Source organism: Brevibacterium sp. FAM 24630, assembly GCF_049804075.1.
Taxonomy (GTDB): domain Bacteria; phylum Actinomycetota; class Actinomycetes; order Actinomycetales; family Brevibacteriaceae; genus Brevibacterium.
Map to the genome: position 1 here is coordinate 65,698 of NZ_JBNBZD010000009.1, position 21,076 is coordinate 86,773.

General features: G+C 65.8%; 17 protein-coding genes. 7 read left to right on the plus strand and 10 right to left on the minus strand.

Going from position 1 to position 21,076, the window contains the following annotated elements; translation table 11 throughout:
* Positions 1-56 precede the first annotated feature (56 nt).
* Positions 57-1,100, minus strand: a complete 1,044-nt coding sequence (locus ACPUD7_RS08825) for an LCP family protein (protein WP_425119674.1) — start codon at positions 1,098-1,100, stop codon at positions 57-59.
* A gap of 188 nt (positions 1,101-1,288) precedes the next feature.
* Between ACPUD7_RS08825 and ACPUD7_RS08830 the strand changes: the two genes are divergently transcribed.
* A complete protein-coding gene (locus ACPUD7_RS08830; protein ID WP_425119675.1) occupies positions 1,289-2,530 on the plus strand; it encodes an MFS transporter in 1,242 nt (413 codons plus the stop codon).
* 92 nt (positions 2,531-2,622) lie between these two features.
* On the opposite strand, the gene ACPUD7_RS08835 is transcribed toward ACPUD7_RS08830, so the two are convergent.
* On the minus strand, positions 2,623-4,341 hold the full coding sequence (locus ACPUD7_RS08835) for an FAD-dependent oxidoreductase (RefSeq protein ID WP_425119676.1): 1,719 nt from the start codon (positions 4,339-4,341) through the stop codon (positions 2,623-2,625).
* A 103-nt stretch (positions 4,342-4,444) separates the two neighbouring features.
* Here ACPUD7_RS08835 and ACPUD7_RS08840 point away from each other — a divergent pair, with 103 nt between their 5' ends.
* From ACPUD7_RS08840 to ACPUD7_RS08850, 3 genes are all read left to right on the plus strand, one after another.
* Entirely contained in the window at positions 4,445-5,041 is a 597-nt protein-coding gene (locus tag ACPUD7_RS08840; protein ID WP_425119677.1) for a helix-turn-helix domain-containing protein, read from the plus strand.
* Between the two features lie 303 nt (positions 5,042-5,344).
* Positions 5,345-5,557, plus strand: coding sequence for a helix-turn-helix transcriptional regulator (locus ACPUD7_RS08845; protein WP_425119678.1), 213 nt, complete (start codon positions 5,345-5,347; stop codon positions 5,555-5,557).
* Entirely contained in the window at positions 5,554-6,129 is a 576-nt protein-coding gene (locus tag ACPUD7_RS08850) for a hypothetical protein (protein ID WP_425119679.1), read from the plus strand. The genes ACPUD7_RS08845 and ACPUD7_RS08850 overlap by 4 nt, the downstream gene beginning before the upstream one ends.
* A gap of 339 nt (positions 6,130-6,468) precedes the next feature.
* On the opposite strand, the gene dld is transcribed toward ACPUD7_RS08850, so the two are convergent.
* The 4 genes from dld to ACPUD7_RS08870 all read right to left on the minus strand — a co-directional run bounded on the left by dld (position 6,469) and on the right by ACPUD7_RS08870 (position 12,305).
* Complete coding sequence (gene dld, locus ACPUD7_RS08855; RefSeq protein ID WP_425119680.1) at positions 6,469-8,178, minus strand: D-lactate dehydrogenase; 1,710 nt, start codon at positions 8,176-8,178, stop codon at positions 6,469-6,471.
* A gap of 130 nt (positions 8,179-8,308) precedes the next feature.
* The gene (locus tag ACPUD7_RS08860) at positions 8,309-9,607 is read right to left on the minus strand and encodes an MFS transporter (RefSeq protein WP_425119681.1); all 1,299 of its coding nucleotides are present in this window, start codon (positions 9,605-9,607) and stop codon (positions 8,309-8,311) included.
* Positions 9,604-10,281, minus strand: coding sequence for a GntR family transcriptional regulator (locus ACPUD7_RS08865; protein WP_425119682.1), 678 nt, complete (start codon positions 10,279-10,281; stop codon positions 9,604-9,606). The genes ACPUD7_RS08860 and ACPUD7_RS08865 overlap by 4 nt, the downstream gene beginning before the upstream one ends.
* A 266-nt stretch (positions 10,282-10,547) precedes the next feature.
* Complete coding sequence (locus ACPUD7_RS08870) at positions 10,548-12,305, minus strand: FAD-binding protein (RefSeq protein WP_425119683.1); 1,758 nt, start codon at positions 12,303-12,305, stop codon at positions 10,548-10,550.
* A 76-nt stretch (positions 12,306-12,381) separates the two neighbouring features.
* Here ACPUD7_RS08870 and ACPUD7_RS08875 point away from each other — a divergent pair, with 76 nt between their 5' ends.
* Positions 12,382-13,320 (plus strand): LysR family transcriptional regulator, encoded by a 939-nt coding sequence (locus ACPUD7_RS08875; RefSeq protein ID WP_425119684.1) that lies wholly within the window; start codon positions 12,382-12,384, stop codon positions 13,318-13,320.
* A 9-nt stretch (positions 13,321-13,329) separates the two neighbouring features.
* Here ACPUD7_RS08875 and ACPUD7_RS08880 read toward each other — a convergent pair whose 3' ends face one another.
* From ACPUD7_RS08880 to ACPUD7_RS08890, 3 genes are all read right to left on the minus strand, one after another.
* Positions 13,330-14,319: an LLM class flavin-dependent oxidoreductase gene (locus tag ACPUD7_RS08880; RefSeq protein WP_425119685.1), complete on the minus strand. Its 990-nt coding sequence runs from the start codon at positions 14,317-14,319 to the stop codon at positions 13,330-13,332.
* 232 nt (positions 14,320-14,551) lie between these two features.
* Positions 14,552-15,205 (minus strand): copper resistance CopC family protein, encoded by a 654-nt coding sequence (locus ACPUD7_RS08885; protein ID WP_135540757.1) that lies wholly within the window; start codon positions 15,203-15,205, stop codon positions 14,552-14,554.
* 54 nt (positions 15,206-15,259) lie between these two features.
* The gene (locus ACPUD7_RS08890) at positions 15,260-15,841 is read right to left on the minus strand and encodes a low molecular weight protein-tyrosine-phosphatase (protein WP_425119686.1); all 582 of its coding nucleotides are present in this window, start codon (positions 15,839-15,841) and stop codon (positions 15,260-15,262) included.
* 96 nt (positions 15,842-15,937) lie between these two features.
* Here ACPUD7_RS08890 and ACPUD7_RS08895 point away from each other — a divergent pair, with 96 nt between their 5' ends.
* Entirely contained in the window at positions 15,938-17,908 is a 1,971-nt protein-coding gene (locus tag ACPUD7_RS08895; RefSeq protein ID WP_425119687.1) for a M13 family metallopeptidase, read from the plus strand.
* 86 nt (positions 17,909-17,994) lie between these two features.
* Here the strand turns inward: ACPUD7_RS08895 and ACPUD7_RS08900 are convergent, their stop codons facing one another.
* On the minus strand, positions 17,995-19,602 hold the full coding sequence (locus ACPUD7_RS08900) for a DUF1684 domain-containing protein (RefSeq protein ID WP_240689941.1): 1,608 nt from the start codon (positions 19,600-19,602) through the stop codon (positions 17,995-17,997).
* 134 nt (positions 19,603-19,736) lie between these two features.
* On the opposite strand from ACPUD7_RS08900, the gene ACPUD7_RS08905 reads away from it, so the two are divergent.
* Complete coding sequence (locus tag ACPUD7_RS08905) at positions 19,737-21,041, plus strand: M18 family aminopeptidase (protein WP_135540751.1); 1,305 nt, start codon at positions 19,737-19,739, stop codon at positions 21,039-21,041.
* Positions 21,042-21,076 lie beyond the last annotated feature (35 nt).

Sequence of the window (21,076 nt, forward strand, 5' to 3'; positions counted from 1 at the left end):
CACCGGCCCCGATGGTGGGCGGGGCACTGGCCAGGATCGGCCGCCTCGGCGAAAGATTACAGGTGGGCCTCCGGGGCGTTCTGCACGTACTCGTCGACGGTGTCGTTCTGGAACGCGTCCTGGACCTTCTTCAGCTCGTCATCGTCGACCTTGACGATCGACGCACCGTTCGGCGCGGTGCCGACGCCGGCGACCGGGGCGGTGAAGAACTCGATGTCGCCGGGACGGACATCGCGCATGTTGAAGGCCGTGCCGGAGATGTACTTCGCGTCCAGGCCCGAGTCGACGTACATGTACGGCGCGAAGTTCTTCACCATGTCCTGGATCTTCTTCGGGTTCGACAGCGTATCGGCCGAGATGATCTCGTTCGTCAGCCCGCGGATGAACGCCTGCTGGTTGCGCGCCCGCTGGAAGTCGCCGTCCTTGAACTGCTTGCGCTCACGGACGAAGGTCAGCGCCTGGTCACCGTTGAGGTCGTTCTGGCCCTGGCTGAACGTGTAGCCGTTCTTCTCGAACGCCTGCTCCGAGTTCACGGTCACCCCGCCGAGGCTGTCGGTGAGAGCCTTGAATCCTTCGAAGTCGATGATCGCCACGTGATCGACGTCGGTGCCGATGAAGTCCGACACCGTGGACACCGCCAGCGGCAGACCGCCGTATGACAGAGCCGCGTTGATCTTCGCCTTCCCATGCCCCTCGATGTCGACGTAGCTGTCACGCGGGATCGACATGACCTGGACGCTGCCGCCGTCGTTGGGCAGGTGCATGACCATGATCGTGTCCGAGCGCAGACCGCGCGAATCGTTGACATCGACCTGATCCATGGGCTCGTCGGAGCCGAGCAGCAGGATGTTCGTGCCGCCGTCGCCCTTGTCGCCGACCTTCTGCTTGCCGAAGACCTGCTCGTCACTCAGCCGGTTCGAATTGCTGTCGAAGGATCGGCCGATGCTCCACACGTAGAGTCCGATGCCGAGCACGCCGAGGATGACGATGATGAGCAGGATGACGAGGACTTTGCGCCACACGCGTTTCTTCTTGCGCGGTCGCTGCTGTTCCTCGTACTGGTTGTCGAAGAGATCATCGAAGGTGGTGTTGTCCGTCATCGGCACTCCGGGATTCGGGCGGTCGGCGCAATGCGCCGGGAGAAAGTGGGCAATCTCGCTTATTGTATAGCTTTTGTTACATACCCAGGCGCACTTCGACGGCGCTCCCCCGCCGAGGTGAGAGGACTCACCAGTAATGGCACGGATCTGTATGGTCTGCGCGGGGGCGGGCTGGGTAGACTTCTCTGGTGTTCAACAACTATCGGGAAATCCTATCGCTTCCCGGTGCGCTCAAGTTCTCCTTGGCCGGTCTCGTCGCGCGCATGCCCATCGCAGTCCTGGGATTGGGAATCGTCCTCTTCATCCAGGGCGTGAGCGGATCATACGGTCTGGCGGGCATCGTCACCGCCGTGTACATGATCGTCCAAGCGCTTGCCGGCCCCGGAATCGCACGCCTCGTCGACCGCCACGGCCAGGCAAGGGTCATGGTGCCCATCGTCATCACCCACCTGGCCTCACTGACGCTGCTCATCTTCTCCGTCTACCTCGACTGGTGGGTCGGCTTCGTGTTCATCTTCGCCGGCATCGGCGGCGCCACTGTCGGCTCCGTCGGTTCGCTCGTGCGTTCACGCTGGTCACACATCGTTGACTCGCCGAAGAAGCTGCAGACCGCGTTCTCCTGGGAGTCCGTCGCGGATGAGCTGATGTTCGTCTCCGGACCCGTGCTCGCCACGGTGCTCGCCACAGCGGTGTGGCCGCCTGCAGGCATCATCCTCTCGATGCTCACCGTGGGCGTGGGATCGCTGCTGCTCTACATTCAGAAGGCCACCGAACCGCCTCCCGTCGAACGCACCACCGAGGCGAAGGGTCACGTGTTCTCGAACCCGGGGATCTTCGCGATCATCATCGTCAACATCTTCCTCGGCGTGAACTTCGGTGCCATCGACGTCATCGCCGTCGCGTTCGCCGACGAACTCGGGGTGAAGTCCTCAGCCGGTGTGCTGCTGTCGTGCCTGGCACTGGGATCCTTGCTGTCGGGCGCCCTGTACGGGGCCCGGAACTGGCAGACCGCGGTGCACCACCGCTTCGGTGTGGCCGTGACCGGCTTGGCCGTCGGCGCGTGCATGATGCTGCTCGCGCAGTCCATGGTCACCTACGGAATCATTCTCGTGGTCGTCGGCTCTGCGATCGCACCGAGCCTCATCGGCGCGAACTCCGTGATCGAGCAGCTGGCCCCGCCGAGGCGGCTGACCGAGGCTTTCGCCTGGCTGGGCACCTCCTTGGGCTTCGGCGTCGCCTTCGGTTCGGCGATCGCCGGCAACATCATCGATGCCTTCGACGCGAAGACCGCGATGCTGCTGCCTGCCGGCTGCGCGATTCTCGGAGCTGCGATTGCGCTGTCGCTGCTCAAGCTGCTCAACCCCTCACGGTCGAGCCACGAAGTACGGCTGGAGAAGGACCGTCGCCGCGTGAAGATCGCGGAGGACTGAAGAGGCTCAGATGCGGTCCCGACTGCCGGGCGACCGGCAGGATTCGGGGACAGCTTGAGCGGGGTGCTTCGCTGCGACGGCGAGAAGCACCCTCAGACAGCTCGTCGCCGCAGCAGGAGCACGCCGTCTTTGACCACGGCCGTCTCCTTACCGTCTGGACCGGCCGTCTCACGCGGACGGACCTCCTCGATCACGATCTCCCATTCGGCTCCGTCGAGCGCCAAAGCAGTGAGCTCGGCCGCTGGCGTGAGCAGGTGGCTGAGTTCGTCCTGCAGCGCGGGGTCCCTTGGGTCGTCGGTCTCGTAATAGCGCAGCACCCAGGGCGGAATGTCCTCAGGATCGTCGAACACATGAGAGACGATGAGCAGGTGCCCACCGGGTCGCAGCCGCTTGGCCGCACGGCGAAGAATCTCGGTCCTCGGCATCTCAGGAGTCGAGTGGAAGAACGATGCGGTCACGAGGTCGAAGGTCTCCTCGGTCGTCCATGTGGACAGGTCATGGCTGATCCAGGTGATCGCCTCGGCGACTCCGGACTCCCGAGCACTGTCGGCACCGCGTTCGATCGCCGTTGTCGAGACATCGACAGCGGTGACATGCCACCCCTGAGTGGCCAACCAGACGGCGTCACCGCCCTCTCCGCAGCCGAGCTCGAGCGCGGCAGTGCCATGGTCGGCACCCAGCGCCGCGACCACCTCGGCGGTGGTGGCGTTCGCCCGTCCCGACCATCGTTGGGCACTTTCGGCGTACAGGGCCTCCCAGTACTCCTCCAGCGAATCATTCGCTGGCGATGCCGTGCCCTGCCCGTCCGCCTTCTGCACGTCTGCCTTTTGTACGTCTGTCTTCTGCACCTCGGCGTTGTTCGCGTCTCCGGCGTGTTCGTCAGCCTGCCCGGATGAGGCTCGGTCGAAGTCCTCGCTCACCAACGCCATGTTGACCATGCCGCCGGCCGTCGACCCGGCCCCGATGGAGACGGCCACGTTCGCTGCGGGGTTGACGATATTGCCGACCGCCCAGACTCGCTCGTGGCTGGTCAGGCCGGCCGGGTCGACGGCGACGAAGCTGCCCATCGGGTTCTCGGCGCGGTCGAGGTCGAAAGGGGCAAGATACTCATCCTGCGGTCGTGACGACGGTGCGATGAACACCGCGTCGAGGGCGATGCTGCTGCCGTCGGCGAGGCGTGCCCCGGTCAGGCGTTCACCTTCGGTGAGGACCTCGGCCACCGGTGAGTCGATGAGTCTCACGCCCCGTGAGCGCAGGCGCGCAGCAACGTCTGGGCTGATGGCTCCGCAGTCGGCGGTGAAGAAGGTCACCTGGTCACTCCACTGCCGGATCAGTTCAGCTTGGTGCAGCGAAATCGCAGACGTGCCGAGCACAGCGAGACGCTGCCCGCGCACCTCCCACCCGTGGCAGTACGGGCAATGCAGGACGCCGGCGCCCCACTGCTGCGTCAGTCCCGGAATCTCGGGCAGCTCGTCGACGAGACCACTCGCTGCGATGAGGGCGCGCGTCGTGGCCGTACTGCCATCTGCAAAGGTCACGGCGAGTCCATCATCGACCTCTGCGACAGTCTCGACTGCCCCCGGGCGGATCGTGACATCGTAGGCGCTCACCTCTTCTCGTCCGCGCCGCAGCAGCTCGCTGGGGTCGACCCCGTCGCTTCCGAGCATGCCGTGCATATGCGCGGCAAAGCGGTTGCGCGGCTCGCCGACATCGACCACCAGCACCTGCCTGCGCGCGCGTCCCAAGGTCAGTGCCGCCGACAAGCCGGCGACGCCTCCTCCAACGATGATGACTTCCCAGTGTTCGCTCATGCTTTCATGGTCAGCTCAGACCTTGCCCGTGCGCAATGCTTCTTGCACAATTGGCAAGACAAGGAGTCGGAGACCACCGCATCCGGGAGATTCAGGGACGGACATGACTGAGGAACTCAAACACATCGGGCCGCGTCTGCGCGCACTGCGCAATGATCGAGACTGGACACTCGACGAGGTGGCCACTCGCGCCGGCATCTCACCGAGCACCCTCTCACGCCTGGAATCCGGAAAGAGACAAGCCAGTCTCGAGCTGCTCCTCCCCCTCACTCGTCAGTTCGGCATCAGCATCGACGATCTCGTGACTCCGAAGGCTGCCGACCCTCGGGTTCGCCGCCGAGCCATCCGCAGGAACGGCATGGTCATCACGCCCCTCGCGCCAGAGGGCTCTCCCGTCGCCACCTACAGGATCACCTACCCGCCCGTCGCCACTCCCCCGGAGCCGCAGGTCCACGACGGCTTTGAATGGCTCTACGTCATCTCTGGGCGACTGCGCCTGCTCCTCGGCAGTCAGGATCTCGTCCTCACCAACGGGGAGGCCGCCGAATTCGACACCCGCATCCCGCACAGCATCTGCGCAGCAGGCAAGCGCTCGGCCCAGGTGCTGAGCATCTTCAACAATGAGGGAATTCGCATGCACACGCACGCCCCCGGCGACGACATACACACGCACTCCCCCGGTGACGATACGAATCCCTGATCCGGCGCCCGCCATCGTCGCTGAGGCCGCGACGAGCACCCATCACCCACCGTTCGCGGCACTCCCTCCCGACTGCGTCACTTCACACCCGCCTGCTCACCCATCACCGGTAGCGTGAAAACGCCCTGGTGCACCGCGGTGTTTTCGCGCCCACGAGAGGTTATGCGCAAAGACCGCCGCGAAATGACCGGCACGCGGCACGGAACGGCGGAACCACCTCGGCGATGTCAAAGATCATCGACACCACAATGTCAACCATGCTTTACTTTGAGATGTAAAACAAAGTTGACACCAAGGAGCCCCATGGAAGTTCAGACCTCGAACCTCAAACAGGCTCGCAAGGCATCCGGGCTCACCCAAGCCCAACTGGCACAACTGACCGGAGTATCACGGCAGACGATCATCGCCACAGAAAAGGGCGACTACGCCCCAAGCGTCTACCTGGCCATACGGATCAGCCGCGCACTGAACACCACTGTCGAAGAGATCTTCTCACTGCAGGAGGAAGCCCCATGAGCAACATCAGCAACAAGAAGCACCGCGGCAACGAACTCGCCGACAAGATCGCCGGCTTCAACGACCCGTCCATGGGCGATGAACGCGAGCGCGACGTCATCCTGCGCGCGTATACGTTGGGGGCAGTCGTCTCCACCTACGTGTTCTTCGCGCTCGGCCTCATCTTCGCCGTTCTCGGCGCGGGAGTGTGGAGCGCGTTCATCATCCTCGGCTCCATCGCGACCAGCAGCGTCATTTCGGGCTACTGCAAGCGCGAGAATGTGGATTTCTCGATGTCGATGGCCCGCGTCTCACCGAAACGGCTGGTCGTCGGCAACATCGTCGGCGCGGTGTTCGCCATCGTCTGGGTCGGTGCGATTGTCTTCCACATGAGCGAAGGCCGTCCGCTCATCGATGCCGGCATGGGAACGAGCGCTACATTCGGCGCCCCAACCAGCATGTACGCCATCGTGATCGGTGCGGCGGTCGGCTTCATCGCTACGATCACCCTCACGACGATCTCTCGCACACGCAAGATCAAGCAGGCCCGCGCCGAGGCGGCCGCAGCTGCTGACATCGAAGACGAGGACTGACCGCCTCGGCGGTGTGGGCATCCGTTCAACCGGCAGTCGGACGGTCAGTGGGCATCACTTCACTGCCAGCGGCACACCGTCGCGGAAGTGACACTTCGCACTGCTGCCTGAGCATCCCTCATCGTTCACGCCAAAACACCCCGGCGCACCGGGGTGTTTTGCTGTTTGCGGCGAGGGACGCACCGTAAGCGTGAGCTGCCACGGACGCGAGGGCAGCGCGAGTGGCCACGGACGCGAGGGCAGCGCGAGTGGCCACGGACGCGAGGGCAGCGCGAGTGGCCACGGACGCGAGGGCAGCGCGAGCCGGCACGAATGCGAAGAACGCGCGGGAAGCCGAGCTCAGGCCCAGTTCTTCTTCGGCGAGGTCTCTCCGACTCCGGGGTTGAAGACGTTGCAGGGATCGAGTTCCTTGAAGTGGGCCTCCATCTTCGAAGGCACCTGATAGAGCCGACCGAAATTGTGCTCGGCGGGCACGGCCGCACCGCGCTCCTCGAGCAGCGCCGTCATCTGCTTCTTCAGCGCCACCGGATCAACACCCTTCTTCGCCACATGGTCTTGGTGGAAGACGTGGCAGAAGAAATGGCCGTAGTAGGAGCTGATGTGCAGCTGGTCGGCGATCTCGTCCGGCAGCACCTCGAGCCAGTCCTCATCATCACGGCGCAGCGCGACGTCGAAGGTGATCATGTCCGAGGAGTCCTCGCGGTTGAGGTTGAAGTAACGGGTGGCTGCACTCGCAGCACCGAACCGGTGGAGCATCGCGGACTGAGCCTCATCGGCATCGCAGACGAAGTACGCACCGTGGTGGGCCGCCTCGGCGAAGAAGTCATCGAGGAACGCACCCATCCGCGCCTTCTCCTCGCCGCTGACGACGAGCAGCAGGTGGTGTTCGAACCGGTCGCGGTACTCGAGCATCCGCTTCGGCAGCTGCTGCGGCAGCAGATTGAACGCGTTCTGCGCGATGGTGTCGGCAACGGTCTCGCCGAAGAACGGCAGCTTCGCAAACACCCCGTTGGCCCAGTTCTTCAGCGCGAAGAGCCTGATCTGCTCCCGGCTGCCTGCGTGCTTGATCGATACGAACGTGTCCTTGCCGTACTTCTCCGCGAGGTCGAATGACGGCCGGCCCATGTATTCGCCGGAGATCGGCAGCGGCATGTCCGAGGTCAGGATCGCGCGGCGCAGCGCTTCGAGCTCGGCCGGGGAGTTCGTGCCGACATAGAACGTGGTCGCGTCCGTGACCTTCGGGAAGGTGCGGGTGCGCACGGCGAAGACCATGAGCTTGCCCGCCGACCCCGAGGCCTCGTACAAATAGTCGGGGTTCGCGTTGAACCGGGCCGGCGAGTCGACGATCCGACGCACCTGCTCGCCGTATTCGGTCTCCATCGTGTCCTCGGGCGCGGGCGTGACATCGGCCGGATCCCAGTCACCGCGGTGCAGCTTGTCGAGGATGTGAGCGGGATCGTCACCGAGCTTCACGCCGAGGTGGTTGACCAGTTCCAGCCGTCCCTCCTCGGTCACTCGGGCGAAGATCGCCTGCTTCGTGAATGCCGGACCTTTTCGGATCTGAGACCCGCCGGAGTTGTTGGCAATTCCGCCGACGACGGACGCACCGATCGACGACGACCCGATGACCGAGTGCGGTTCGCGGCCGAGCGGGGCGAGCTTCTCATCGAGTTCGTACAGCGTCGATCCGGCGAGGCAGACGGCTTCGCGAGCGTCATTGATGAGGTGGATCTGGTTGATGCGCAGGGTCGAGATGATGACGATCTCGCGGTCGTAGTCCTGCGCGCCGGGGCCGGAACCGCCGGTCAGGCCGGTGTTCGCCGACTGCGGGATGACGATGAGGTCGTTGTCGACGCAGACCTGCAGCGCCCGCCACATATCGACGAGGCTGCCCGGCCGCAGAACGGCGAGGACGCTGCCGCCGCCGAAGCGGTTGCCCTTGGCATAGGGAGCAGTGGCCCGCGCCGAGGTGAGGACGTGGCGCGGTCCCATGATGTCGATGAAGGCGCTGACCGCCGGTGATGGCTTCGTGCGTTGATTACCGAGCATGAATGTCGACCCCTATCAGGTGGTTGCGAAGTGTTTTCATCCTAGTTCTTCCCCTGCGCCCCTCACCATGGTCTTTCCCACACCCCGGACGCTTGCTCACCGTGGTTGTATCCTCGCCACGGGCGCTTGCTCACCAGCGCCTGCTCGAAGCGCGGGCGACAGCGGCGAGGCAGAGCAGGCATATCACGGCCACCCCTGCCAGCGACAGGCTGTAGGGCATCACCGGCAGCAGTGCGGCGAGCACTGTCGGCAGGAGGAATCCGGAGTAGGCCAGTGAGTAGTAGACGCCGGTGATTCCGGCCAGGTCGTCCGGTGCGGCGATGGCCTGGACGAGGATGAGTCCGGCCACCACACAGGTGCCGTAGGCGATGCCGAGCACGATGGCCACGACGAAGGCAAGGATCGGGCTGGCCACCAGTGCCGCCACGACGGCGAGCACCATCCCGAGCGACATCAGGCCGAGCCCGACGACGAGCGCCCGACCTCCTGACCAGCGGTTGATCCGGGGAACGGCGTTCTGCACAAGCGCTCCGGCACCGAGGGTGACGACGGTGAGCACTGTCGCGTACAGCGTCGTCCACTCCCCCAGCGTGTCCTGCACGAGGGCGGGCATGACCGCGTAGGCGATGCCGGCGGCGCCGAAGACCCACGGGGCGGCGGGGATGATGAGTCGCACGAAGGTCCGGTGGCCGACCAGCGGGATCCGCAGTCCGCGCCACCAGTGTTCGGTCGAACGGCGGTCCCCGCCCAGGGACTCCGGCGCGGTGAGAACGATGACCAAGGCGATGATGCTCAGCAGTGTGTGGACCGCGTAGGGGGTCGCCTCGGGCAGTGGCCCCCATTGGGCGAGGCACCCGGTCACCGCCGCACCGAGCGCGAAGCCCAAGGTCAGGGTCAGGGCCGGGCGGCGAGCGCCAGCGGTGATGCCGGCCCGGTGATCGAAAGGCGGGGCGGAGAGTTCCTTGATCCAGCTCGTGCCCACGGACATCGCCACGCCGACTCCAGCACCGGCGAGCACTCGGCCCACGCACAGCAGCCAGAAGAGGTCGAAGCCGAGTCCCAGCAGCACGCTGCCGAGGATCGCGGCGATCGTTCCGGCGATGAGGAGCGGTTTGCGTCCGCGACGATCAGACAGCGCCGAGGCGACCAGGAGTCCCGGAATCAGTCCACCGACGTACATTCCCAGGAGCAGGTTCGCCTGCCAGACGGCATAGCCGCCGTCCTCTTCGTACATGTGCACGAGAGGGGTGAAGTGATTGCCGCCCCAGGCGAGGAGGAACATGGCCGGTGCTACGCGAAGCCACGCACCGCCTCGGCGCGGGCGAGGGTCGGCGGCGTCGGCCTGCATCTGGGCGGTCTCTGTGCGAGAAGCGGAGGCCATCGGCGAGGTCGTCGAATCGGTGGTCGCGGCATCGGACCCGGCGGTCACAGCGGTCGCCCCTGCGGGAAATGGGAGGCGTCGATGTGTTCGTGGACGAGCTGTCCGAATTCCTCGGCGCTGCCGTGCTCGGCACGGTCGGTGAGGCGTTCGTGCTCGCTCAGGAGGGTGTCGAGCGTGCCCGGCTGGTCGGTGGCGACTTGGTAGGTCAGCCGTGCCAGCCTCGGGCCCATCGTGGTCAGCAGCTCCTCGACGATGCTGTTGCCTCCGCCGCGGATGAGTCGGGCGTGGAAGGCGTAGTCGAAGCTCGCGAAGTCGAGCGGATTGCTCTCCTCGACGGCCTGCCGCTGCCCGTCGAGGAGAGCCCGCAGGTCGTCCGCGAGGGTTTCGAGGCCGCCGCGTGTGGTCAGCTCTTGGACGGCATCGGTTTCGAACATGGCGCGGACGGCGAGCAGGTCACGTCGTTCCCTGCTCGTCACGGTCGTCACGATCGCCCCCTTCTTCGGGACGAGACGGACGAGTCTCCACCGCTCGAGCTGGAGCATCGCCTCCCGTGCCGGGGTGCGACTGGCCTTCTGCGCCTCGGCGAGGTCAGCCTCGGTGAGGAGCTCGCCGGGTTCGAAGCGCCGTTCGATGATCTCTCGAGCCGCCCAGGCGGCCATCCGCGAGGCGATCGGGGCGGTGTCGTCGGTGCGTTGCCAGGGAAGCGTCAGCAGTTCGTTCACGCCAACAGGCTAACAGATGCATGCATTGATAGATGCATCAAGATCCTGAGGGCGCGAACACACAGCCCCCGCAAGGGTGACCACACAACCTCTTCTGCGGTTCGGTCAAGCCCCCGCAGACTCTCCCGCCCACTTTTCAGCGGGCCGGGAACTGTCGTCGATCTGCTGACCCTCAGCGCACAGACACACCTAACGGCGGCACTGCTACCTCGCGCGGGGTAGCTGCGCCGCCGTCGGGTGTGTTGGAGGGTCGTTGCGGGCGAGCCTCACTCCACGAGCTTGCCCTCCTGGCTGATCTCATCATGGCGCATGAGCTCGGCGACCTCGGGGGCAACGGGCGGGATGTCCTCGCGCACGACTCCCGTCGACGGCGACCACACGAGGTTGACCTGCAGGCTCGGGTCCTGCTCCGGATAGTCGCTGCGGTTGTGGCAGCCGCGGGTCTCGCGGCGCTCAAGCGCGCATTCGATCGTCGCCCGGGCCGCGAGCACCGAGGACTTGAGATCGAAGGCGTGCGAGAGATCGGCGAAGCCGGCGATATCCGGGTGGATGCCCACATTCTCCATCCGAGCCTCGATGCCCGCGAGCTTCTCCAGTCCGGCCTGCAGTCCAGCCTCGTCACGGACGACGCCGGCATGCTCGGTCATGAGGTTGCGGACCTCGCGCTGCAGCGCCCGGACATTCTCCGTACCGTCCGAGGCGAGCAGATCATCGATCTCGGCCCGCGCCTCGGCGACGGCATCGCGCGAACGCACCTGTGCCTCGAGCTCCTCGGAGTAGGCAACCGCGGACCGTCCGACGATCCGACCGAAGACGAGGAGTTCGATGAGCGAATTGCCGCCGAGGCGGTTGGCCCCGTGCAGACCGGACGAGGCCTCGCCGATGGCCCACAGTCCCTCGACATCGGTGCTGTGATCGACGGGATCGACCCACACCCCGCCCATCGAGTAGTGAGCGGTGGGTGCGATCTCGATCGGGCTGGCCGTGATGTCGAGCATCTGCGTCTCCATGAGTGTGGCGAACACGCGCGGCAGCCGGTTCATGATCGTCTCCCGCGACAGGTGGGACACGTCGAGCCAGACGCCGCCGTTCTCCGTGCCGCGGCCCTCGGCGATCTCCGTATAGGCGGCCAGGGCGACGCGGTCACGGGTGGACAGCTCCATCCGCTCGGGATCGTAGCGTTCCATGAACCGCTCCCCCAGGCCGTTGCGCAGGATTCCGCCCTCACCGCGGGCCGCCTCGGAGACCAGGGTGCCCGCGGCATTCTCGGGTTCGATGATGCCCGAGGGATGGAACTGGACGAGCTCGGCGTCGCGCAGACGCGCTCCGGCCTCGACGGCCAGGCGGAACGAGTCGCCGGTGTTCTCATCCCGACGGGAGGAGGTCCGCCGCCAGATGCGGTTGTGCCCGCCGGCGGCGAGGATGACGGCGTCGGCGTGGATGCGGTAGGCGGTGCCGTCGATGACGTCGAAGCCGAAGGCACCGAAGATGCGACCATCGGCGACGAGGAGCTTCGTGATGTAGACCCGATCGAGGATCGGGATGTTCAGGGCCTCGGCACGACGAATGAGGGTGCGCTGGATCTCCAGGCCCGTGTAATCTCCGGCGAAAGCGGTGCGGCGCCAGGTGTGGGCGCCGAAGAAGCGCTGAGAGATCCGACCGTCGTCCTCCTTCGCGAAGTCCATTCCATATCGCTCCAGGTCGGCGATGCCTTCGGCTGCGCCCTGGGTGACGATCTCGACGGTGCGGGGGTTGGCGAGGTCATAGGATTCCTTGATCGTATCGGCCGCGTGCTGCTGCCACGTGTCCTCGGGGTCGACGGTGGCCAGTGCGGCGTTGATGCCGCCGGCCGCGAGCGAGGTATGTGCATCTTCCTTCGGGCGCTTGCCCACGGCGAGGACATCGCCCCCTGCTTCGGCGACTTCGATCGCGGCGCGCAGGCCCGATCCACCGGTGCCGATGACGAGCACGGAGGTGGAGATGGAGCGTTCTCTGCGACGGGCTGTTCCCTGTGTAGTGGTCATGCTTCCACGCTAAGAGCGCCCACCACATACGTCCAATGCATTGTTTGAGTCGAGTTGATAGCGATACGCTATTGACATGAATCTGGAACAGCTGACGAGTTTCGTCGAGGTCGCCGCCACCGGTCATTTCACGAAGGCGGCCGCCACCCTGCACCTGGCTCAGCCCTCGCTGAGCCGCCAGATCTCGACCCTGGAGAAGGAGCTCGGCGCAGAGCTCTTCCACCGCGCCCACGGCCACATCTCGCTGACTGCGGCGGGCGAGACGCTGCTGCCGACGGCCCGTCGGATGCTCGCCGACGCCGAGGCGATCCGCCGTGACATGGACGAGCTCGCCGGCCTGCGCCGCGGTCGGATCCGCCTCGGCGCCACCCCGACCCTGTGCGTAAGCCTCGTCGCCGAGGCGATCAGTCGCTTCCACCATCAGCATCCTGGAGTCGAGCTCGAACTCGTCGAGAAGGGATCCCGGGAGCTCATCGAGGCTCTGGGTGCCGGCGAACTCGACCTCGCGCTCATCACCCGCACCGTCGACCTCGGCGCGCAGACACCCCGACTGCAGATGCAGGAAGTGCTCGGCGAGGATCTCGTCGTCATCGCGGCCGCCGACGGGGCGCTGATCAGCGGCGATCAGATCACCCTCGCCGAGGTGGCCGCACTCCCCCAGGTCCTGTTCCATCACGGGTACGACCTGCGGGAGGCCACCTCGGCGGCCTTCGAATCGAGCGGCCTGTACCCGAACGTCGTCGTCGAGGGCGGGGAGATGGACGCGGTGCTGCGCTTCGTCGAACGCGGCGTTGGCGTGGCGATCGTCCCCGCCATGGTCCTCGTCGACCGACCTCAGCTGATCTCGGCCCAACTGGTGGAGCCGAGCCTGTCACGGACGGTGAGCATCGCGACCCGCGCAGATGTGCGACCGACACGGGCCGCCTCGGCGATGGAGGACACGATCCTCAGCACCGCACGAGTCCTGGCCGCCGACGACACCGGGCTGGCCGCACATGTGCGGCTCACGAGGTGAGGTGCCGAGTCAAAACCAGGCGTCAGCCAACAGGCGCAGTGACCGCTGGCCCACCTCGATGTCGTAGGCGTAGGTGACGGTGATGAGCTCATCGGCACCGGTGCGCTCGACGAACTCGGCCATCTGCTCGGTCGCGGTGTCCGGCGAGCCGACGGCGCTGATCGTGAGCATCGGGTTCTCGCCCATGCCCTGAGCGGCGAATTCGCTCGGCTCGACCGGCGGCTGCAGCTGCCGGCTGCGTCCCCGGCCGATGTCCGCAAACATCTGCCTGACCGGGGTGAACTCACGCTGCGCCTCGGCGTCGGTGTCGGCGACCATCACATTGATCCCGGCCATGACGTAGGGCTTGTCGATCTGCGCGGTCGGGGCATCGGCGGTGAAGGAATCACGGTAGACCTTGATGGCCGCGTCGATCTGATCGGGAGCGAAGTGCGAGGCCAGTGAGAACGGCAGCCCCAGCTGACCGGCGATCGACGCCCCATTCATCGTCGACCCGAGCACCCAGATCGGAACGTTTGTTCCAGCCGAGACGGCCGACTTGATCGGTGCGCTGTAGGCCTGACCCCGTTCGCTGAACCAGCCCTGCAGGTCGTAGATGTTCTGCGCGAAGGACTGCGGTTCGGCCGAGGAACGGCTCAGCGCCTGGGCCGTCATGCCGTCAGTGCCGGGGGCGCGCCCCAGGCCCAGGTCGATGCGATCGCCATGGATGTTCGCCAGGGTTCCGTACTGCTCGGCGACCATGAGCGGCGCATGGTTGGGCAGCATCACACCGCCGGAGCCCACTCGGATCCTCTCCGTCACCGAGGCGGCCTGAGAGATGAGCAGTGCCGTGGCGCTGGCAGCCAAACCCATCGTGTTGTGGTGCTCGGCGAACCAGAGGCGTGAGTAGCCCAGTTCATCGGCGAGCGCGGCGGTCGACATCGAATTCGCGATGGCCTCGCGGGCCGTGGATCCCTCACGGATGGAGACGAGGTCGAGGATGTTGAGAGGAATGGACACTGTGATGCCGTCCTTCGGTCAGCGAGGTGGTGGCGAGCGATCGGATGTCGATGCTCGGTGAGGCGATCAGCCCTGTAGGACAACAGCGTCCCGGTCCGGTTCTATTCCGCGGCCTCTGCGCCGGTCGAGTCCCGCACGCAAACGGTCCGACGATGCAGCGAGGCCCCGGAAGCTCTCGCCTCCGGGGCCTCGGCCATCGGTTCGTCAGATGAGTGTCGCTGTGCCGCGGACCTCAGTCGTTCTTCGGACCGGGGCCGGAACTCGAATCATCGCCCTTGGTGCCGGGCAGGCCCTGGGCCTTGCGGCGCATGAGCAGGACGACGATGACGATGATCGCGAGTCCGCCGACGGAGAGCAGCACGATCATCGGGGTCGACATACCGGAATCGCTGCCGCTGGCCTCTCCGATCTCACCGCGCTCTCCGGTGTCCTTGCCCGGTTCGTCGACGACTCCGCCGCCGAGGCCAGCCTTGGTGGACTCTTCGACAGCGCCGCCTGCGCCCTCGGAGTCCTTGATGGTGAAGGCATAGTCACCGGAGATCGGGTGTCCGTCCTGGGACACCACACGCCAGGTCACCTCATAGTCGCCGGGTTTGAGGTCATCGGGCAGCGCCACGCTGAGCTTCTTGCCCTCGACGGTGAGCTCACCGGCCGAGACGTCCTTGCCGTCGACGACGACGGTGACTTCGGAGCCGACCTCTTGGATGTTCCCGGAGAACGTCATCTCGAGCCACTCGGGCTGCTGATCCAGTTCCGCCCCGTCTTCGGGGTTCGAGGACACGAGCTGGTCGTGAGCACTGGCGGGCGCAAACGCGAAGACACTCAAGGCAGCCACCAGCAGGGCGGCGAAGCCCAGCTTGAAAGCGGACCACTTAGTACGAGTCATGAGAGTTTCTCCTTCAGGGCGTTCGTTCATCGATCGGCGATTCTGCTTCCAGTATCACGCAGACTTCTCGGCCAGAGCGTGCAGGTGATCGGTGATTCCCGGCACGGACACTTCAATTGTCTCAAGAGTTTCTTCGAAATCCTTTAATTCGCCGTACCAGGGGTCCGGCACATCGGGTGCGGGGGCACCGGGCTCGGCCGCATCACTGATCCCGCGGCCCTGCCCACGACCGACGGACTCGCCTTCGGACCCGTCTTCGGACCCGTCCGGAACCAGCCGGGGATCGAACTCACGCAGCATCCGCAGCTCCGGGGCCGCCTCGGCGGGGATCTGCTCGATCAGCCGCTGCAGCGCACGATAGTGGCGAGCGGTCATCGCCACGGCCAGATCGCGTTCGGCCAGCCAGTCGACCGTGATCTGTCGAGCGGCGTGATCATCGGTGCGGTAGCCGGCGGCCGCGAGCACCCGCGCCTGACGTGGGTCGATGGGATTGCCCGCCTCCTCGTCGCTGATTCCGGCGGAATCGACGACCGCCTCGGTGCCGTTGATCCTCAGATGATGCTCGAGCACGCGTTCGGCCGTCACCGAGCGGCAGATATTGCCGGTGCACACGAACACGACGGATGCCATACTCATTCGTTCCTCCTCAACGATCTGCGGCGGGCGGCCGACCGACGGACGACGTCGGAAACTCCAGCGCAGAACCCCTGCTGATCACGATACTGTTGCACCATGACTTCTGAAACTTCTTCCGCCTCGGTGCGCCCTCAGGACGACCTGTACCGCAACATCAACGGCGAGTGGATCGACGCGTTCACCATCCCCGACGACCGGGCCGGCGACGGTGCCATGCGCGAGCTCTTCGACACCGCCGAGACCAAGGTCCGCGACCTCATCACCGCCGTCTCCGACGCCCCACAGGAACCCGGTTCCGAGGGCCAGAAGGTCGCGGACCTCTTCACCTCGTTCATGGACGTCGACCGCATCAACGAACTCGGTGTGACCCCGCTGGACTCGACGTTCACCGCCATCGACGCCGCCGAGGACAAGTCCGAGCTCGCGGCCCTGCTGGCCCGGCTCGAGATCGAAGGCATCGGCGGAGTGCTCGGCGGGTACGTCACCGCCGATGCGAAGGACTCCGACGTCTACGCCCTCTACCTCGTCCAGGCCGGCATCTCCCTGCCCGACGAGGACTACTACTTCAACGACGACCACGCCGAGGTGCGCGCGAAGTTCCTCGCCCATGTGAAGAAGATGTCCGCCTTGGCCGGGCTCGGTGAGAAGTCCGGGATCTCCGACGCCGAGGTGGCCGCGAAGGTCATGGCGTTCGAAACCGAGATCGCCCGCCACCACTGGGACCGGGTGGCCTGCCGCGACGCCGAGAAGACCTACAACAAGTACTCGATCGCCGAACTGCGCGACCTCGGCCCGGAGTTCGACTTCGACTCCTATTTGGGGCTGCTCACCGCCGAAGCCACCGACCTCAAATACCTCGTGGTCTCTCAGCCGTCCTTCGTCACCGGCATGGCCAAGGTGTGGGCCGAGACCGATATCGACACCCTCAAGACCTGGCTGCGCTTCGTCGTCGTCTCCGACACCGCGTCCCTGCTGGCCGATGAATTCGTCGAGGAGAACTTCGACTTCAACGCCCGCACGCTCTCGGGCACGCCGGCGCTGCGGGAACGCTGGAAGCGCGGGGTCGGGCTCGTCGAGTCCCTCCTCGGCGAGGCCGTCGGCAAACTCTATGTCGCCGCCGAGTTCCCGCCCGAAGCCAAGGAAGCCATCGACCACCTCGTGGGCATGCTCATCAAGGCCTACGACAAGTCGATCCGCGAGCTCGACTGGATGAGCGAGGAGACGAAGGACCGTGCGCTGGTCAAGCTCTCGAAGTTCACCCCGAAGGTCGGCTATCCCGAGGTGTGGCGGGAGTACCCGGCTGCGATCGATTCCTCGGATCTGGTGGGCAACGTCCGCCGCTGCGCCCAGGCCGAACACGTGCGGCAGGTGCGCCGCATCGGCGGAGGCATCGACCGGACCGAATGGCTGATGACCCCGCAGACGGTCAACGCCTACTTCCACCCGGTGATGAACGAGATCGTCTTCCCCGCCGCGATCCTCCAGCCGCCGTTCTTCGATGCCGCAGGTGATGTGGCGGCGAACTTCGGGGCGATCGGTGCGGTCATCGGTCACGAGATCGGGCACGGCTTCGACGATCAGGGTTCGCGCTACGACGGGGACGGCAACCTCGTCGACTGGTGGACGTCGGAGGATCGGGAGCGTTTTGAGGAGCGCACGAACGCGCTCATCGCCCAGTACGAGGCACTGGTTCCGGCCGGTCTCGATGACGCCCAGCATGTCAACGGGGCGCTGACGGTCGGGGAGAACATCGGTGACCTCGGCGGTCTGTCGATCGGGTGGAAGGCTCTCGAACTCGAACTCGGTGAGCGGGCCGGGACTCCCGGTGTGCCAGTGGCGCCGAGCCCGGAGCAGGCGAAGGCGTTCTTCGAAGCCTGGGCGAAAGCGTGGCGGTCGAAGATGCGCACCGAGGAGCGCGTCCGCAGGCTCTCGATCGACCCCCATTCGCCGGAGGAGTTCCGCTGCAATCAGGTCGTGAAGAACATGACGGCCTTCCACGACACCTACGGCGTCAGCGAAAGCGACGGCATGTACCTGGCTCCCGAGGAGCGCGTGACCATCTGGTAACCACTCCCCCTCCCATTGCTACCTGACGGCGGCCCAGCAACCTCGCGCGAAGTTGCTGGGCCGCCGTCAGGTAGTTCTGGGGGTGGTCAGCGGTGGCCGCGGATGAGGTGGACCATGCGGAAGTCGAATTCCTGCCAGCTGGTGATCGGAGCGTCGGCCTGCAGCGCGGCTTCGAAATCCTCGACCTCGGTGAGCTCGGATTCGAGCGGAATGTCGAAGGGCATCTCCACATACAGCAGCCCACTGGCGTCGGTGTGGACGACATCGAACCCGGCCTGCTGCGGTTCGAGTTCGTTATTCATCACGATGAGCAGACGATCGTCCGGCGCCTGGTATTCGACCTCGATGCCGTCGTTGTAGCCCTGCTGCGAGCGCAGTTCCCGCTGGGCCTGAATGACGAACGCCGAGTACGCTCCGATGCCGATGACCGGGATCCGTGAGGTCAGCGCTTCGGTGGCGACGTCGATGAGCCGCGATCGGGCCTTGCGCCCCAGCGGGCTGAGGTCGCCGCCGGACATCGCGACTCCGTCGAAGCCGACGAGCGAGACCCGACCGTCATCGTGGTTCGGGTTGAGGACCGTGATGTCGAGGCCGAACCGGGAGTACCAGGGCCGGGTCACCTCGGCGCTCTCTTCGTCCCACCACACGTAGAACAGGAACGGCACGTTGATCCCGGCTTCCGAGAAGAAGAACGGGGGACGCCGCTCACCCGCCGTGACCTCGAAGGGCACGACGTTGCCCTCGATCGGGGCGGGGCAGGTCGCGAACGAGGTGAACGCGAAGGGGTAGTTGACCGCGCGGTTGAAATCGATGACGAGCGAGCCGTCCTGATTCGGCACTCCGAGGTCGATCGTCCGCCACGCCGAAGTGGTTGCCCCGTTCGTTCCATCGTGGAAGTCCAGGTGGAGCCCGGTCTTCGGGCACCCGGTGGCAAGCAGTGTGACCTCGCCCTGCTGAGTTTCGAAGGTCACGGTTCCCGCGGCTTGGGTCTGCAGCTGCAGATCCTCCTGCGCGGTTTCGATCGTATGGGTCGGGAACGGGTCGAACCGGGTGAACCGGGCGAGGAAGACGAAGTCTGGGTTCGGGTCGAAGACCGGGACTTCGAAGAATTTGCCCAGCAGCGGCGATTTCGAATCGCGCACACGCACACCGAGGCGGCCGCCCCGGTCGATGAGCTCGTAGAGGACATTGCCGACGGTGAACCAGTTGAGCGATCCCCCGGCCGGCAGCTTCGCGGTGAAGCCGTTGTCCTCGACACGCACCTGCGGTCGGGCTGGGGCCGAGTCATGACCCGCGGTTCCGGCCTCGGCCGCACCGGCATCTGCGGAGGCGTTGTCAGCGGCAGAAGCTCCTGTGGCGGCGTGGTCTGTCACAGCAGGCAGGGTCGAGGTGTCGCTGGGCACCGAGGGGCTCGTCGCTCGGACCGCACCGCCGCCTGTCCCGGCACCCGCACCGCCGCCGGCGGCTTGGCTCAGCAGGTCGAAGGTCTCGGCAGCGGGACCGGCATTGATTCCGGAGTCGAGGGCGACGGTGACCCAGCCGTCCTCGACGGTGAAGGTGCCGGGGGCATCGGGCCAGGTGGACTCGACGTCGAGCCAGTGCAGTCCGACGACGCTGAGCCAGCCGAACGGTTTCGCCAGTGCCGAGTTCCGTGAGTCGCGCCAGGTGTTCCACTCCGTCACGAACTGGTTCACGTCGAACACTCCTTGCCGTTGCTGTTGCGGGCGCAGGATCCCTGCCGCCGCCTTACCCTCGGAACCGATGTCTGACCGGTGCCTGAGGCCTTGTTCCTTGTCATCCAAACTACCGCAAACGATAGGCTGGGGAAATGAGTGAATCACACCCGGACCCGGTTGTCGCCGCGCAGACAGCGGCCGACCTCGGCGACTTCGTCAGTGCCTCCCCCAGCTCCTACCACGCCGTAGCCACCGCAGCCGCCCGTTTGGAGCAGGCCGGTTTCTCCCGCCTCGATGAGGCGAGCGCATGGGCGTTGACGCCCGGATCCGGCCATTTCGTCGTCCGCGACGGTGCGATCATCGCGTGGATGAATCCCACGACCACCGCCGAGGCAGTCCCCGGGTTCCGCGTGTTCGGATCCCACACGGATTCCCCGGCCTTCAAACTCAAACCCGGGGACGAATACACCGCCGAGGGCATGCGCCAGGTCGGAGTGGAGATCTACGGCGGTCCGCTGCTGAATTCCTGGCTCGACCGGGAACTCGCGTTCGCCGGTCGCCTCAGCCTCGCCGACGGCCGGGTCGTGCTCGCCCGCACCGGTCCGATCGCGCGCATTCCGCAGCTGGCAATCCACCTCGACCGGCAGGTCAATGACGGTCTGGCCTTGGACAAGCAGCGTCACACCGCTCCCGTGATCGGCTTGGCCGATCTCGCCGAGGCCGACGTCATCGAACTGCTCGCCGCTTCCGCCGAGGTCGATCCCGAGGCGGTGGTCGGTCACGACGTGTACACCGTCCCCACCCAGGAGCCGGCGCTTTTCGGTGCACGTGAGGAGTTCTTCGCCTCGCCGAGGTTGGACAACCTTCTGTCCGTCCATGCCGGGGTCACTGCACTGACGAGTCTCGACGCCGACTCGGTCGAAGGCATTGCGCTCTTCGCCGCCTTCGACCACGAGGAGATCGGGTCGAACTCACGCTCCGGTGCGTGCGGACCGTTCCTCGCCGATGTCACCGAACGCATCATCGCCTCTCTGCTGCCGGACTCGACGCGCAGCGACTATCTGGCGTCGCTGGCGGCATCGGTGTGCGTGTCATCGGACGCCGGGCATGCCGCTCACCCGAACTATCCGGAACGCCATGATCCGCATGTGCGTCCCCGCCTCGGCGGCGGTCCGCTGCTCAAACTCAACGCTCAGCAGCGGTACGCCACGGATGCTGTGGGCACCGCAGTGTGGTCGCGGGCGTGCACGGCCGCCGGCGTCGACTACCAAGACTTCGTGTCGAACAATGCGATGCCGTGCGGGTCGACAATCGGTCCGCTCACGGCGACACGCCTGGGCATGACGACCGTCGACGTGGGCCCGGCCCTGTATTCGATGCATTCGGCCCGCGAAATGGTCGCGGTCGCCGATGTCGTCGCCCTCGGCAGAGCCGCGACGACGTTCCTCCAAGGCTGATGCTCCTGCAGAACTGATGCGGCAGCGTCGTTTCG